Below are 15106 nucleotides of genomic sequence, written 5' to 3' on the forward strand. Positions count from 1 at the left end.
CTTGCAATGGGGCTTACTGGGCTGGCGCGTGTTGCTGCAGTGCGCCAAGGACTTCCTCGGTGTGCTCGCCCACGCGGGCCAGCGGCTGGCGCACCCCGGGACGGCGCCCGCCCAGCGTCAACGGCAGCAAGACCACGTCGGTCATGCCGCCATCTTCGAGTTGCATGGGGGCCAGGCCGCCGCTGGCCTTGAGGTGCGGGTCATTCACCAGCTGGTCGGGCCGCATGATGGGCGCGTAGGGAATGCCGGCGGCTTCTAACTTGAGGGACAGCTCGCCGGCCTCGCGGTGCCTGAGGATTTCCCCCAGCCTGGCCAGCAGTTCCGGGCGCACCGCGACGCGCTGGGCATTGGTCTGCAAGCCCGGGTCTGCAACCAGTTCGGGGCAATCAAGCACCCGGCACAGGGTCAGCCACTGCTTGTCGTTGACCGCGCCGATGAACAGCTGCTCGCCTTCGGCCAGCGTGAACACGTCGTACACGCTCCAGGCTGACACGCGCGACGGCATGGGCGGCGGCGGCTCGCCGGTCATCTGGAACTGCTGCATGTGCTGGGCGCTCAGGAAAACGCAGTTCTCGAACAGCGCGCTCTGGATTTCCTGGCCGGCGCCTGTCTTGTCGCGCTCGCGCAGCGCGGCCAGCACGCCGATGGCGCCGAACATGCCGCCCATGATGTCGTTGACCGAGGTGCCCGCGCGCAGCGGCCGGCCTTCGGGGCCGGTCATGTAGGACAGGCCGCCCATCATCTGAACCACCTCGTCGAGCGCCAGGCGCTTTTCATAGGGGCCGGGCAAAAAGCCCTTGTGGCTGACGTAGATCAGGCGCGGGTTGGCGGCTTTGAGGCTGTCGTAGTCCAGGCCGAGCCTGGCCATCAGGCCGGGGCGAAAGTTCTCCAGCAGCACGTCGCACTGGGCGATCAGGGCCCTGGCGGTTTGCTGGCCTTCTTCGGTCGTGATGTCGAGCACCACGCTTTTCTTGTTGCGGTTGAAGCTGCGGAAAAAGCCGATGCCCAGGCCCGGCAGGCTGCGCGTCTTGTCGCCGCCGGGCGGCTCGATCTTGATGACCTCGGCGCCCAGGTCGGCCAGGATCATGCCGCAGGCCGGACCCATGACCATGTGGGTGAATTCGATGACGCGAACGCCTTCCAGGGGCAGTCCGGTAGCTGGGGTGTTTTTCATGGCTTGTGTCTCCAGGATGTGTTGAAGTAAAGACTCAGCGGGCCGCAGCCGGCTTGAAGTTGTTGGGCAGGCCCGCGCGCCACATCGCGCCGTGCGTGGCCTCGCCGGCCAGCCAGCCCGCGACCTTGGCGCGCAGCGCCAGCAGGGCGTTGATGTCAAGCCCGGTATCGACACCCATGGCCTCTAACATGAACGCCAGGTCTTCGGTCGAGGCGTTGCCGCTGGCACCGGGCGCATGCGGGCAGCCGCCGATGCCTGCCAGCGACGCGTCAAAGCGACTCACGCCCAACTGCAGGGCCGCCGCCGCATTGGCCAGCGCCAGGCCGCGCGTGTCGTGGAAGTGGCCGCAGCAAAACCTGTCTCCGGCAATCTTGAGCGCCTGCTCGACCAGCGTGCTGACCGCGTAGGGATTGGCGTAGCCCACCGTGTCGGCCAGGCTGACCCGGTCGGCGCCCGCATCGAGCAGGGCTTGCAGCAGCCGCAGCACTTCGGAGACGGGAACATTGCCCTGCAGCGTGCAGCCCCAGGCCGTGCCCACGCCGCCTTCGATCAGGGTTTTGCTGCCTGCCGCATCGCGCGCCGCGCGGATGCGGCCCAGCTCGGCGACGACTTCATCGGGCGTCTTGCGCAAATTGGCCAGGCTGTGCGCATGGCTGGCCGACAGCGGCAGGATCATCAGGTCAGCGCCGCCTTCGATGGCCCGTTCCGCGCCTTTCAGGTTGGGCACCAGCACCGAGGCGAACAGGCCGGGCAGCGTCCTGGCATAAGCCAATACTTCGGCGGTGTCGGCCAGTTGCGGCAGCAGCTTGGGCGGAACAAAGGAGCCGACTTCGATCTCGCGCTGGCCGCAGGCGTAGGCGTCAAGAATCCATTCCTGTTTCTGCGCTGTCGGAAGGACGGTCGCAATGCTTTGCAGGCCATCGCGCAAGCCCACTTCGCGGATGATCGCCTTCGCTGGCAGTCCGCGTGAACCGGGTGAGCGAGAAGAAACAGCTTGCGAGGAATTCATGGTGTATGGATTGAATGGACTGCGGTTGAAGAAGTACTGGCCTGAAGTTTAAAAGTTCCTGAAATCGTAGAAAGTGGTATTTTGGAAGCGATAAAGTTCTTTTATGGAATGTTTATAGTGACGTCCATGAAACCATGCTTGAGGAGTTTTTGATGAAAGACCTGGACCTGACCACTTTGCGGTTGTTCGTGGCCGTGTGCGACTCGCGCAGCATCGCGCGCGTGGGCGAGCGTGAAAACATCGTGCCTTCGGCCATCAGCAAGCGGCTGGCCCAGCTGGAACAGGATCTGGGATGCCGCCTGCTCAAGCGCATCCGGCGCGGCGTCGAACCCACGGCCGCCGGAGAAACCTTGCGCGAGCATGCGCGCGGCCTGCTGGGCGCCGCCCGGCGCATCACGGACGACATGAACGCCTACACCTCGGGCACTTCCGGCCTCGTGCGGCTGATGGCCACCACGTCCTCGGTGGCCGAGTTCTTGCCCGATGACATTGCCGAATTCTTGAAGCACCCGGCGCACCACGCGATCCGCGTCAATGTGCAGGAGCAGTTCAGCCGCGACGTGGTGCGTGCGCTACGCGAAGGCAGCGTGTCGCTGGGCGTGTGCTGGGACGCGGCCGATCTGTCGGGCCTGCAGACCTTGCCCTACCGCCACGACCACCTGGCCATCGTGACGCACGAAGGGCATGCGCTGGCCGGGCGGACAGACATGGCGTTTGTCGATTCCTTCGAGTTCGACCATGTGGCGCTGCCCGCCGCCAGCGCCGTCCAGCTGATGCTGGCCCGGGCGGCCGCCGCCACCGGGCAGTCGATTCGCTACCGGGCCGAAGTCTCGACTTTTGAAGCCGCCTTGCGCGTGGTGCGCTCGGGGCTGGGCATCAGCGTGGTGCCCAGGGAAGTCGCGCAACCGCTGGCAGCCGCCTTCAATCTGCGCATCATTCCGCTGACGGATGCCTGGGCGCAGCGCCGCTTCGCCATCTGCTTTCAGGATGAGCGTTCGTTGTCTGCCGCCGCAAAACTGCTGGCCGGGCACTTGGCCGAGGCGGGGAGGAAATCTCAGGCCTGGCACCCGTAAGGCAGGACTGCAGTTCACCAAGAAGCCGTCGTGCCTGCCCGCGCTGTTTTAGTCCATGGACATCACAAGGACAAAGTCGGGCTTAAATTCCCAAAGCTAGAATGAAAATCAGACAGTTTCACCGCTGCTGACCGCCACTGTTTTTGTGTAATTCCCTTAAGGAGAATGAGATGGGTTTGTTTGACATGTTCAAAGGCGATTCGGGCGACAAAATGACGCCTCACCTGGCGTTCGCTACCAGCTTGATGTACATGATGTCCGCCGACGGCGAAATCGACAACGAGGAAATCGGCCACCTGCTGTCCGTGCTCGGCGGCAAGGACCAGGGCAACGGCACTATTGGGGTGGGCGCGCAAAACCAGGCGCTGCTGGACAACGCGGTCAAGTACCGCCGCAAAAACTCCATCGACACCTTCCTCAAGGAAGCCGCGCCGCTCCTGAGCGATGCCCAGAAGATGTGCATGCTGGTGAACCTGATCGACTCCTCGCTGGCCGATGGCACCCCTGAGCCTGAGGAACAACAGCTGTTCGGTAAATTCCTGCAGGCCTTTGGCATTGCTGAAGAGCGTTTCCGTCCCTTCTTTGAAGTGATCGTGCTGAAAAACGACCGCTCCGTGTTCACCAACCAGAGCCACCCGAAAAACGACCCGGCCTACCAGGTCAAGATCTCGATGCCAACCTGATCAAGCGCTTCAACAGGCCGTGCACGATCCCCGGCACCCGGGGCTGTTCGTGCACAAGGAGGCCGGGGCCAAGCCCCCGGCTTTTTCCTGTTTGGAAAGCCGGAAGCGATTATGTGTCGCTACCTCGCCAGCAACCCATTCACCTGCTGCAAATCCTCAGCTGTCAACGTGCCGCTGGCCTGCCTTAACCGCAGCCCGCCCAGCAGTACGTTGTAGCGCGCCTGCGCCAGGTCGCGCTTGGTCTGGAACAGCTGGCTTTGGGCGTTCAGCACGTCGATGTTGATGCGCACGCCGACCTGGTAGCCCAGCTTGTTGGCGTCGAGCGCGCTCTGGCTGGACAGCTCGGCCGCTTCCAGCGCCTTGACCTGTCCCTGGCCCGACTGCACGCCGAAGTAGGCGGTGCGCACGTTTTGCGCCACGCTGCGCCGCGTGCCTTCGAGGTCGCTCAGCGCCTTGTCGCGCAGCGACAGCGTTTCGCGGATGCGGTTTTGCGTCGAGAAGCCGGCGAACAGCGGCACATTGAGCAGCAGGCCGATGTTGCTGGTGTTGGCGCGCGAGGAAATGCCGGCCTGCGCCGTGTTGGACGGGTTTTTGGTGACGTTGTAGCTGGCGGTCACGTCCAGTGTCGGCTTGTGGCCGGCTTCGGCTTTTTTGATTTCCAGGTCGGCAATCTCTGCGTTGCTCTGGGCCTGGCGAATGGCGGGGTTCACCAGTTCGGACTGCCGCACCCAGGTCGCCACGTCGGCCGGCACCACGGGCGGCAGGCTGGCCGGAGCCAGCAGGGGCCGGGGCTGGGATTCGGTGATGCCGACGAGCTGGTCAAGGGCAATCTTCTTGACGCGCAAGTCGTTCTCGGCGGCGATTTCCTGGGCCGTCACCAGGTCAAAGCGCGCCTGGGCTTCGCGGGTGTCGGTGATGGTGGAGGTGCCGACCTCGAAATTGCGCTTGGCAAACGCCAGCTGCTCGTTCACCGCTTCTTTTTGCGCCCGCACAAAAGCCAGCGTGTCCTGCGCGGCCAGCACGTCGAAGTAAGCCTGGCTGGTGCGCACGATCAGGTCTTGCGACGCCGATTCGAGCTGGGCTCGGGCCAGGTCCACCTGCTTGAAGCCCTGCTCGTAGGTGGCCCAGTTGCCGGGCCGGTACAAAGGCTGGCTGGCGCTGAGCGTGGCGTTCTGGGTGTTGAAGCTGGTGTTGACGGCAGGCGTCGTGGTGGTGTCAACGCCAACGCGCGAGGCCCCGGCCGACAGCCCGGCGGTGGGCAAAATGCCGGCCCTGGCCTGGTCGGCGCGGGCCAGGTTGGCGTCGTATTGCAGCTTGGCCGACTGGTAGGTCGCATCAAAAGCCCGCGCCGATTCATACAACTCCACCAGACTCTGGGCTTGCGCCAGGGGCGCCAGCGCTGCCAGCGTGAATGCCGCCGAAACGGACAACATCGACATGCGGGGCGCCGACAGTTTTCTAGGCAGGTTCATTGGGAAGTCTTGCAGAGGTTGGATGAGTTAAAAAATGAACCGGTCAGCCAGTGGAAATCTCAATAGCGCGCCACCGACGGATCAACCCGCTGCGACCAGGCATCAATGCCGCCCTGCAGGTTGACGACTTCGCCAAAACCGCTTTGCGCCAGATAGTTGGCTACCTGCAGGCTGCGCATGCCGTGGTGGCACAGGCAGGCTATCGGGTGGTCGGCGCCGAGCGTGTCCCGAAGCTCGGCCACGCGGGCCGGAATCTCGCGCATCGGAAGGGCCAGCAGCCGAAAGCCGTCTTCCCTGACCGAGGCGGTCTGCACTTCCCACGGCTCGCGCACATCGAGCACGACCGGAAGGGCGGTGGGCGCAAGCCCTTCTTTGGCCTGGTCGCGCCAGGCGGCAAAGGCGGAAGGATTGAGTTGGGGAATCATCAGGCGGGCCTTGGTGTGGTTCAGGGATTCAGAAAGTGAATTTCGACGGCGCGGGGAAATTGAGCAGCCGGGGCGCCACCGTGTCCCAGGCCTGGGTAGTGCGGAATGAGTCCTTGCCGACGCGGGTGATCAGCGTGGCGCGCATCATGGGCTCGTCGCCGACGATGGCGCTGAGCCGGCCGCCGACCTTGAGCTGGTCGAGCAGCGCGGCGGGCACTTCGGCGACCGAGCCGCTGAGCACGATCACGTCGAAAGGGCCGCGCAGCGGGCCGTTGCCGGACACGGCTTCGGCCAGGTTGGCCGCGCCGTCGGCCTGGCGCACTTCGGCGTTGTAGATGCCGGCTTTTTGCAGGTTGCGGCGCGCGGTTTCGGCCAGTTCAGGCTCGATTTCCAGGGTGATGACCTGCTGGGCGCGGTGCGCGAGCAGGGCGGCCATGAAACCGGAGCCGGTGCCGATTTCCAGCACTTTTTCATGCTTTTGCACGGCCAGGTCTTGCAGGATGCGGGCTTCGACGCGGGGCGCGAGCATGCACTGGCCGGGGTTTTTGTGCGGCGGCAGCGGGATTTCCATGTCGGTGAAGGCCAGCGCCTTGCAGGCCGGCGGCACGAAGTCTTCGCGCCGCATCACCGCGAGCAGGGAAAGGACCTGGTTGTCCAGCACTTCCCAGGGGCGGATTTGCTGCTCAATCATGTTGAATCGGGCTTGTTCGTAGTTCATGGATGACCTGTGGTTGGGCGATGTGAGTGAAGGAGGCGAGAAAGAGCGCAAGGCCGGATTTTAGACGGCGTGCCGGCTGGCAACCTGACTCGGATCAGCGCTTCTTGCTGGCGCGGCGGCTTGGCGCCCGTCACTGAACTCAGGCCTTCCTTGCATCTGGCCGGGCATCGCCGGGCCGAAGGCCCAAGCCGTTCAGGATGACGCCCAACTGCGAGGCAATGTATCTTTTGGGGTCCAGCTCGACATTGTTCGGAACGCAAACGCCCATCGAGTGCCGGGACAGGATCATGAACATCATCGGCGCCACCACGCTGTACACCGCATAGTCCAGGTCCAGGCTGCGAAATTCACCGCGATCCATGCCGCGCTGCAAAATGCGGCGAATCAGCGTATGGCCGGGCTGGATGACTTCTTGCTGATAGAAGGCGGAGATTTCCGGAAAATTGCCGGCTTCGCTCATCATCAGCTTGGCCAGCCCCGAGGCTTTTGTCGCGCCGACCCGCTCCCACCAGGAATTCATGCAGTAGCCCAGCATGTCGCCGGTGCTGCCCTCGAAGCCCTCGAACTCGCTGTTCCACTCGACAAACCGGCCCGAGATGTTTTCACGCACCACGGCCTTGAACAGCTCGTCCTTGCTGGGAAAGTACAAAAACAGCGTGCCCTTGGACACGCCGGCGCGCGCCGCGACTTCCTCGACGCGGGTGGCGGCAAAGCCTTTTTCAACAAAAAGGTTGAGCGCCGCGTCGATCAATTCGCCCGGACGGGCTTCCTTGCGGCGCTCGCGCCTGGTGGCGGTGGCTGGAGTGTTGTCGTTGGAGGAGGGGGTGTTTGGCATAATTACTGACTAGCTGGTTAGTAATATAGCTTTTTGCCTTTACCCCGTCAACTGCGGGTGCCTGGCTGCCAGGCGTGCGGCTGCCGGTTCTACCTGTCAAATGCCGGACGTTTCGGGTTGAAGGTCCAGTTCGGAATCAGGCACTGCATGGCAACGGCATCGTCGCGCGAACCCAGGCCGTGCTGCTTGTAGAGCTGATGGGCTTTCTCGACCTCGGCCATGTCCAGCTCGACGCCAAGCCCCGGCTTTTTGGGAACCGCCACCAGTCCGCCGACGATCTGCAGCGGCTCCTTCGTCAGGCGCTGGCCGTCCTGCCAGATCCAGTGCGTGTCGATGGCCGTGACGCGGCCCGGCGCGGCAGCGGCGACATGGGTGAACATCGCCAGCGACACATCGAAGTGGTTGTTTGAGTGCGATCCCCAGGTCAGCCCCCAGTCGCGGCAGGTCTGCGCCACGCGCACCGAGCCGGCCATGGTCCAGAAATGCGGGTCGGCCAGTGGAATATCGACCGACTGCAGCGCCAGCGCGTGCGTCAGCTGGCGCCAGTCGGTGGCGATCATGTTGGTGGCGGTCGGCAGCCCGGTGGCGCGGCGGAACTCGGCCATCACCTCGCGGCCCGAGAAGCCGTCTTCGGCGCCGCACGGGTCTTCGGCGTAGGCGACGACGTTTTTCATGTCCCGCATCAGGCGAATCGCGTCCTTGAGCAGCCAGCCGCCGTTCGGGTCGAGCGTGACGCGCGCCTGCGGGAAGCGCTCGTGCAAGGCGGTGACAGCGTCGATTTCTTCCTCGCCGCGCAGCACGCCGCCCTTGAGCTTGAAGTCGTTGAAGCCATAGCGCTCGTGCGCGGCCTCGGCCTGGCGCACGACGGCCTCGGGGGTCAAGGCCGTTTCGTGGCGGACGCGCGACCAGGCGTTGTCGGCACCGGGCTCGCTGTTGTAGGCCAGGCCGGTCTGGGTGCGGTCGCCGACAAAGAACAGGTAGCCGAGCATCTCGACCGCGCCCCGCTGCTGGCCTTCGCCGAGCAAGGCCGCCACCGGCACGCCCAGGTGCTGGCCCAGCAGGTCGAGCAGCGCCGACTCGACGGCGGTCACGGCATGGATGGTGGTGCGCAAATCAAACGTCTGCAGGCCGCGCCCGCCGCTGTCGCGGTCGGCAAACTGCTGGTGCATCTGCTGCAGCACGCGCTGGTGGTCGCCAATTGGCTGGCCGACGACCAGCGCACGGGCATCTTCGAGCGTCTGGCGGATTTTCTCGCCGCCCGGCACCTCGCCCACGCCGGTGCGCCCGGCGTTGTCGGTGAGGATCAGCAGGTTGCGCGTGAAAAACGGGCCGTGCGCGCCGCTCAGGTTGAGCAGCATCGAGTCGCGGCCGGCGACGGGGATCACTTGCAGGTCGGTGATCAGCGGTGTGGAATGGGTTGGCATGGGCGTTTGGTGAAAAGGGTGGAAAAAGGCATCCACATTGCAAGTGCAGTCGGCAAAAAGTTTTCTTCAGTGTCAATGTTATCGGTAACATTTGCGCAGAGGATAGCATTTTGAACAACAGGAGAGGCTGGGGTAAACCCTTGGGTGTAGTGGTTTGAACTGCTGAAATGGCAGAACTCAGGCGCTGGCGCGCTCGATGATCTCGAAGCCGATATCGACAATCGGCTCGCTGACGCTTCGGCCTTCGGCCCGCTCCACGATGTACTGCGCGGCGGTGCGGCCAATGCGTGTGCCGTCGATGCGCACGGTGGTCAGCGCGGGTTGCAGGCTGGCGGCCAGGTCCAGGTCGCCCAGGCCCACCACCCCCAGTTGCCTGGGGACGGCCAGGCCCCGCGCCTGCGCCTCGATCAGCACGCCCAGGGCCAGCATGTCGGAGCTGCAGAACACCGCGTCGGTGTGCGGATGCGCAGCCAGAACGGCGGCCAGCCCGGCGCGGCCCGAGCCGAGGGTGGTCGGCGCTGGCACCAGGTGCGTGGGCGCCGCGTCCAGGCCCAGCGTGCGGCTCATGCCCTGGAAGCCTTCGATGCGGCGGCGCGCCCGGTCGTCATCGGCGCTGATCAGCGCCGGATGCCGATAGCCCCGGCTGTACAGGAAATGGCACACCGACTGGCCGATCCGCTCATGCGAAAAGCCGACCAGCATGTCAATCGGCGTGGGCGTCAAGTCCCAGGTTTCGACGACCGGAATGCCGGACGCCAGGAGCTGGCGCCGGCCCTCGGGCGAATGCATGATGCCGGTCAGCACGATGCCATCGGGCCGGCGGCGAATGATGGCATCTAACAACGCGTCTTCCCGCGATGCGTCGTAGCCGCTCTGGCCGATCATCAACTGGTAGCCCTGCTCGTCCAGTGCCTCGTTCAGCGCGCGAACGGTTTCCTGGAACACCGGCCCGACCAGCGTGGGCAGCACGGCCGCCACCAGCCTGGCCTTGGAGGAACGCAGGCCGCGCGCCATGCCGTTGGGCACGAAGCCGGTGCGGGCCACGACTTCGCGCACCCTGGCCAGCACGGCGGGGGAGACTTTTTCGGGATGGTTCAGGGTGCGCGAGACGGTCATGGCCGACACGCCGGCCAGCCGGGCAATATCGTGAACGGTAAAACCCTGGGGCTTTTTCATGGAAGAGAGGTCTGGTAAGGCTGGCGCAGGCACGGAAACGGCCAGCAGGAATGATACCGATACCGGCAGCCCCGGACCAGCTCCGCTACAGCGGCAGGAGGCGGCCCACCGCCAGCCCCAGGCATTCGCGCAGCACCAGCCGCGAAGCCTGCAGGCCTTGCGCGGACGGCAGCCATTGCAGCAGATGGTTCTCGATGGGCTCGGTAAAGCCCATGGGCGCGGGCGTCACGCTCAGGCCGGCGCGCTCGAAAGCGGCCAGCGCGCGCGGCATGTGCCAGGAATGGGTGACCAGGGCGATGCGCTGCACGCCATCACGCTGGAGCAAAGGCGCCAGCAGGCGCGCATTGCCCGAGGTGTCGCGCGATGCCGATTCGCTCCAGCGCAGGGTGAAGCCGTAGTCCTGCAAGGCCACCTGCGCGGCCACTTCGGCTTCCGACGCGGTCTGCATGCCGTCGGCCGCCCAGCCGGTGCCGCCCGTGAAAGCGACCGGCAGGCCGGTCTGGCGCGCCAGCCAGACGCCGTAGCGCAGCCGGCTTGCCGTGTCCGGCGTAGGCTGGGGCGCGCCGCCGTATTCAGGCGCCCCCGGCAGCAGGCCGCCGCCCAGAATGACGATGGCCTGCACCTGCCCGGCCTTCAGCTGTGCGCTGGAGGCCGGTGCGACCTGCGGCAGGGCATGGCGCGCCAGCCACACCGCCGTGCCGTGGCAGCCGAGCAGCCACAGCGCCGCCAGCGACAGCGTGGCCAGCAGCAGCCCGCCGCGCCGTTTGCGCCAGGCCAGCAGCAGGCCCAGCAGCGCCAGCAACAGCGGCGCCGCCGGCGGCATCGCCAGGCTGGTCAGCAGCGGCTTGAGGAAACCCAGTTCCATCAGTCGCTATAAAAACAATAGCTGCTTATGCATGCGGGACGTGCGCAAGAGGCATAAATCATCAATAAAATGCCTGCAAGCCGGTCTGCGCGCGGCCCAGAATCAAGGCATGCACGTCATGCGTGCCTTCATAGGTGTTGACGGTCTCTAAATTGATCATGTGGCGGATCACATGGTATTCGTCATGAATGCCGTTGCCGCCGTGCATGTCGCGCGCCATGCGGGCAATGTCGAGCGACTTGCCGCAGGAATTGCGCTTGATCAGCGAGATCATTTCCGGCACGGCCCGGTCTTCGTCCATCAGCCGGCCGACGCGCAGGCAGGCTTGCAGGCCGAGCGTGATTTCGGTCTGCATGTCGGCCAGCTTCTTTTGAATCAGTTGGGTTTGCGCCAGTGGCCGGCCAAACTGAACGCGGTCCATGGTGTACTGGCGGGCGCGGAACCAGCAGTCCTCGGCCGCGCCCAAGGCGCCCCATGCAATGCCGTAGCGCGCCTTGTTCAGGCAGCCGAACGGACCCTTGAGGCCGCTCACATTGGGCAGCAGGTTTTCGCTGGGGACAAACACATCGTCCATCACGATCTCGCCGGTGATGCTGGCGCGCAGGCTCATCTTGCCTTCGATCTTCGGGGCGCTCAGGCCCTTCATGCCTTTTTCGAGCACGAAGCCGCGAATCGCTTCCTGGCCGCCGACCTTGCCGCCGGCGTCTTCGAGCTTGGCCCAGACCACGAACACGTCGGCAATCGGGCTGTTGGTGATCCACATCTTGGCGCCCTTGAGGATGTAGCCGCCATCGACCGGCTTGGCGCGCGTGAGCATGCTGGCCGGGTCGGAGCCGTGGTTCGGTTCGGTCAGGCCGAAGCAGCCGACCCATTCGCCGGTGGCCAGTTTGGGCAGGTATTTTTGCCGCTGCGCTTCGCTGCCGTAGGCGTTGATCGGGTGCATGACCAGCGAGGACTGCACGCTGATGGCGCTGCGGTAGCCGCTGTCCACGCGCTCGACTTCGCGCGCCACCAGCCCGTAGCTCACGTAGTTGAGGCCGGCGCAGCCGTAGCCTTCGATGGTCGAGCCGAGAAAGCCCATCGCGCCGGCCTCGTTCATGATCTCGCGGTCGAATTTTTCATGCCGCGCGGCCATCAGCACCCGGGGCTGGAGCTTTTCCTGGCAAAACGCATTCGCCGCCTCCTGGACCGCACGCTCGTCGTCGGTGAGCTGCTCGGACAGAAAAAACGGGTCTTCCCAGTTGAATTTGGTTTTCATGGCGTGTGTCCTTGGCAAAGTGGTGGTGAAAGTGTAGGGCTGGAAAATAAAAACCTGTCTCGCGCCTGTATTGTTGGCCCGGCATCAATACTTGTCCAATACCAATTTTCGATACAACGATATATTATTTGTATCCATGGAATTCCGACACCTGCGCTACTTTCTGGTCCTGGCTGAAGAGCTGCACTTTGGCCGGGCCGCGCGCCGGCTGTCGATGTCGCAGCCGCCGCTGTCGCTCAACATCCAGCAGCTGGAGGCGTCGATTGGCGCGCGCCTGTTCACGCGCAGCAGCAAATCCGTGGCGCTGACCGCCGCCGGGCTGGCCTTCGTGCCGGCGGCGCGCGCGCTGCTCGACCAGGCTGCAGAGGCGGCCCGCCATGCGCGCGATGTGGGGCAGGGCATGGCGGGCAGCCTGAGCATCGGCTTTGCCGGCACCATGCTCTACAGCGGCCTGCCCGACATCCTGGAGCGTTTCCAGGCCCGGCATCCCTTGCTGCGGCTGATGCTGAAAGAACTGAGTTCGAGCGAGCAACTGATCGAACTGGCGCATGACCGGCTCGACATCGGCTTCGTCCACACCACGCGCGTGCCGCCCGAGCTGTCGCAGATTCTCGTTTCCAGCCAGGCGTTTGTCGGCTGCCTGCCCGCCGGCCATGCGCTGGCGCAGCAAAAATCGCTGTCGCTGGGCGACTTGCAGGGCGAGCCGTTTGCCGTGGTGTCGCGCGCGGTGTCGCCTGACTACCATGAGCGCATCCTGAGCATCTGCATCGAAGCCGGCTTTTACCCCGAAATCCGCTATGAATTGAGGCACTGGCTCAGCGTGGTGTCGCTGGTGTCGCAAGGCATGGGCGTGGCCCTGGTGCCGGCGGCGCTCGGCCGCTCGGCGATGGCGGGCGCGGCGTTTGTGCCGCTGGACATGGCGACCACGCCCTACGACACGCATTGCCTGTGGAAAACCGCGCGTGACAACCCGGCGCTGGCGGGCTTTGTCGATGCCGTGCGGGCTGCAAATGCACGGTGAACCGGCTAAAGTGGCCGATCAGCAAAAGGAAACCATCTCATGAACGAATTGCAAACCATCACCCTGGGCGGCGGCTGTTTCTGGTGCACGGAGGCGGTGTACGTCAAGGTGCGCGGCGTGCTAGATGTGGAATCGGGCTACAGCAACGGCCAGACGGCCCGGCCCAGTTATGAAGAGGTCTGCACCGGCCGCACCGGCTGCAACGAGGTCGTCAGGCTGACTTACGACCCGGCCGAGATCACGCTGCGCGAAATCTTGGAGATCTTTTTCGTTATCCACGACCCGACCACGCTGAACCGCCAGGGCAACGACGCCGGCACGCAGTACCGCAGCGGCATTTATTACTCCACGCCCGCGCAAAAAGAGGTGGCCGACGACTTCATCCGCGAAGCCAGCCAGGACAAGACCTTTGGCAAGCCCATCGTGACCGAAGTGCTGCCGCTGGCCAACTACTGGCCGGCCGAAGACTACCACCAGGACTATTTCGAGAACAACCCGAACCAGGGCTACTGCGCCTTCGTGGTCGGGCCGAAGGTCGAGAAATTCCGCAAGACGTTTGCGTCAAGGGTCAAGGACTGATTGTTCAACAGGGTCTTATGTAACTGATGTTACGCAGCAGCCTGGAACAGCTGAAGCTGGGCATAGGCGGAGCGAGATGCGTTGATGAGTAGCTTGCGACAAAGCGCGAAAGGATTGAGCTTGTTAGAGATGCTCAGGCATTCGAGCTTGAAGGCGGCGTAAATGGCCATGAAGACGTGGTTGCTTTGGGTTCGCAGCGTTCGCGTGGGGGACTTGGCCAGGTTGGCATTGGACTTCAAGGATTTGTGAAACACCTCCACTTGCCACCGTTTTTTGTAGGTCGTGGTGATGGCGTCATAGTCGCAAGTCAAGTCACTGCAGACCAGATGCATGATTCCCGTGCTGTCGTCTTTGTTTTTAAAGACTTGGCGGACCACAAGGACTTCCTTTGCATATCCCTTGAGCCAGCCGCGCACGGGAGTTTGCTCTGAAAAAATCAGTTCATCTACACGAGTAAAACGCTTCTTCTTTCTGTCCTCTTCGCTCAAGGCCAGCAGCCGGTTGCCCTTGAGTGCGGCAATGAAATGCCGTCCCTTGCCGGTGATGTAATCGAAGTTTTCCTCTGAAGAAAACCAACTGTCCATCAGCACGAAGCGGAATTTCAAGGCGTTGCGGATGCACGTCTCGATCATCTCGCGCATCAGCTCGTTTTTCGTCACTTCGCTTTTACGCTTGTGCCGCTTGGTCGCAACGTCGCAGTATTGAACCGGCTTCTTTACCAACTCAAAGGCTACCGGAATGGATGTTGCGTTGCAGTAGTACAGCGCGTTGAGAAGATTGATTCCTCGCACGGAACGACCGCTGCAATGGTCAAAATGCCAGCACATCAGCTCGCTTTCGTCCGTCCATGCTTTCTCTTGAATCGTGTCGTCAAAAATCAGCACCCCATCGTCACGTTCTACCGATCTGACGGTCCGTTTGACCTGCTGCCACAGATCCTTGGATGTGTACTCTTGAGCCGATAAAAACCGCGTGATCTGGTCATGACTCACATCGCCTTCAACCATTGCCGATAAGCCCGTCGCCGTTGCCGCACCAAAAGTGCTCAGCAAATAGTCCGTGTACAAATCAAGGTCAGCTTTTTTCATCCGTGAAGCCTATCAGGAGGGCGCTGCGTAACATCAGTTATGTAACTGTCCAGGCCAGACCCTGCATATTGTTCATCGACACTATTTTGAGATGAGGGTCAACCGCCTTCAGCAGGCGTCGGAGTTTTTGCTTGATGTCCGCTGGGTCCACCACAGGCCGATGACGTTGTGGCTGTTCGATATGCAGCACTACTTTCAAGCAGCCGCAGTTCAATATCGCCGTGGCCAACTGCCTCTCGACGGGCTCGTTGGCCAGCAAACGCGCGGGCAGCATGGCGGCCAGGGTATGCAGCACTACAAGGGCGT

16 protein-coding genes are annotated in these 15106 nt (G+C 63.5%); 4 read left to right on the forward strand and 12 right to left on the reverse strand.

Annotated elements, in window-relative coordinates; translation table 11 throughout:
* Positions 1-13: 13 nt before the first annotated feature.
* Together PNAP_RS05620 and PNAP_RS05625 are read right to left on the reverse strand one after the other, a co-directional pair.
* Entirely contained in the window at positions 14-1174 is a 1161-nt protein-coding gene (locus tag PNAP_RS05620; protein ID WP_011800532.1) for a CaiB/BaiF CoA transferase family protein, read from the reverse strand.
* Positions 1175-1208: 34 nt separating this feature from the next.
* A complete protein-coding gene (locus PNAP_RS05625) occupies positions 1209-2183 on the reverse strand; it encodes a hydroxymethylglutaryl-CoA lyase (RefSeq protein ID WP_011800533.1) in 975 nt (324 codons plus the stop codon).
* A gap of 152 nt (positions 2184-2335) precedes the next feature.
* Here PNAP_RS05625 and PNAP_RS05630 point away from each other — a divergent pair, with 152 nt between their 5' ends.
* Together PNAP_RS05630 and PNAP_RS05635 are read left to right on the forward strand one after the other, a co-directional pair.
* Positions 2336-3256, forward strand: a complete 921-nt coding sequence (locus PNAP_RS05630) for a LysR family transcriptional regulator (RefSeq protein WP_011800534.1) — start codon at positions 2336-2338, stop codon at positions 3254-3256.
* Between the two features lie 170 nt (positions 3257-3426).
* Positions 3427-3939, forward strand: coding sequence for a tellurite resistance TerB family protein (locus tag PNAP_RS05635; protein WP_011800535.1), 513 nt, complete (start codon positions 3427-3429; stop codon positions 3937-3939).
* Positions 3940-4058: 119 nt separating this feature from the next.
* Here the strand turns inward: PNAP_RS05635 and PNAP_RS05640 are convergent, their stop codons facing one another.
* From PNAP_RS05640 to PNAP_RS05675, 8 genes are all read right to left on the reverse strand, one after another.
* Positions 4059-5411, reverse strand: a complete 1353-nt coding sequence (locus PNAP_RS05640) for a TolC family outer membrane protein (protein ID WP_011800536.1) — start codon at positions 5409-5411, stop codon at positions 4059-4061.
* A 59-nt stretch (positions 5412-5470) separates the two neighbouring features.
* The gene (locus PNAP_RS05645; protein WP_011800537.1) at positions 5471-5836 is read right to left on the reverse strand and encodes a rhodanese-like domain-containing protein; all 366 of its coding nucleotides are present in this window, start codon (positions 5834-5836) and stop codon (positions 5471-5473) included.
* Positions 5837-5864: 28 nt separating this feature from the next.
* Positions 5865-6554: a protein-L-isoaspartate O-methyltransferase family protein gene (locus tag PNAP_RS05650; RefSeq protein WP_011800538.1), complete on the reverse strand. Its 690-nt coding sequence runs from the start codon at positions 6552-6554 to the stop codon at positions 5865-5867.
* A gap of 139 nt (positions 6555-6693) precedes the next feature.
* The gene (locus tag PNAP_RS05655) at positions 6694-7389 is read right to left on the reverse strand and encodes a TetR/AcrR family transcriptional regulator (protein WP_011800539.1); all 696 of its coding nucleotides are present in this window, start codon (positions 7387-7389) and stop codon (positions 6694-6696) included.
* An 89-nt stretch (positions 7390-7478) separates the two neighbouring features.
* Positions 7479-8813, reverse strand: coding sequence for a glucarate dehydratase (gene gudD, locus PNAP_RS05660; protein ID WP_011800540.1), 1335 nt, complete (start codon positions 8811-8813; stop codon positions 7479-7481).
* Between the two features lie 177 nt (positions 8814-8990).
* Positions 8991-9989, reverse strand: coding sequence for a LacI family DNA-binding transcriptional regulator (locus tag PNAP_RS05665; protein ID WP_011800541.1), 999 nt, complete (start codon positions 9987-9989; stop codon positions 8991-8993).
* 85 nt (positions 9990-10074) lie between these two features.
* The gene (locus tag PNAP_RS05670; RefSeq protein ID WP_011800542.1) at positions 10075-10854 is read right to left on the reverse strand and encodes a YdcF family protein; all 780 of its coding nucleotides are present in this window, start codon (positions 10852-10854) and stop codon (positions 10075-10077) included.
* Between the two features lie 61 nt (positions 10855-10915).
* Positions 10916-12112, reverse strand: coding sequence for an acyl-CoA dehydrogenase (locus tag PNAP_RS05675; protein WP_011800543.1), 1197 nt, complete (start codon positions 12110-12112; stop codon positions 10916-10918).
* A 136-nt stretch (positions 12113-12248) separates the two neighbouring features.
* On the opposite strand from PNAP_RS05675, the gene PNAP_RS05680 reads away from it, so the two are divergent.
* Both PNAP_RS05680 and msrA read left to right on the forward strand, forming a co-directional pair.
* Complete coding sequence (locus PNAP_RS05680; RefSeq protein ID WP_011800544.1) at positions 12249-13133, forward strand: LysR substrate-binding domain-containing protein; 885 nt, start codon at positions 12249-12251, stop codon at positions 13131-13133.
* Between the two features lie 39 nt (positions 13134-13172).
* Positions 13173-13712 (forward strand): peptide-methionine (S)-S-oxide reductase MsrA, encoded by a 540-nt coding sequence (gene msrA / locus PNAP_RS05685; RefSeq protein WP_011800545.1) that lies wholly within the window; start codon positions 13173-13175, stop codon positions 13710-13712.
* Positions 13713-13741: 29 nt separating this feature from the next.
* Here msrA and PNAP_RS05690 read toward each other — a convergent pair whose 3' ends face one another.
* On the reverse strand, positions 13742-14800 hold the full coding sequence (locus tag PNAP_RS05690) for an IS701 family transposase (protein WP_011798057.1): 1059 nt from the start codon (positions 14798-14800) through the stop codon (positions 13742-13744).
* 37 nt (positions 14801-14837) lie between these two features.
* Positions 14838-15095, reverse strand: coding sequence for a hypothetical protein (locus PNAP_RS26825; RefSeq protein WP_011800546.1), 258 nt, complete (start codon positions 15093-15095; stop codon positions 14838-14840).
* Positions 15096-15106: the final 11 nt, after the last annotated feature.

It is taken from the genome of Polaromonas naphthalenivorans CJ2 (assembly GCF_000015505.1).
GTDB lineage: Bacteria > Pseudomonadota > Gammaproteobacteria > Burkholderiales > Burkholderiaceae_C > Polaromonas > Polaromonas naphthalenivorans.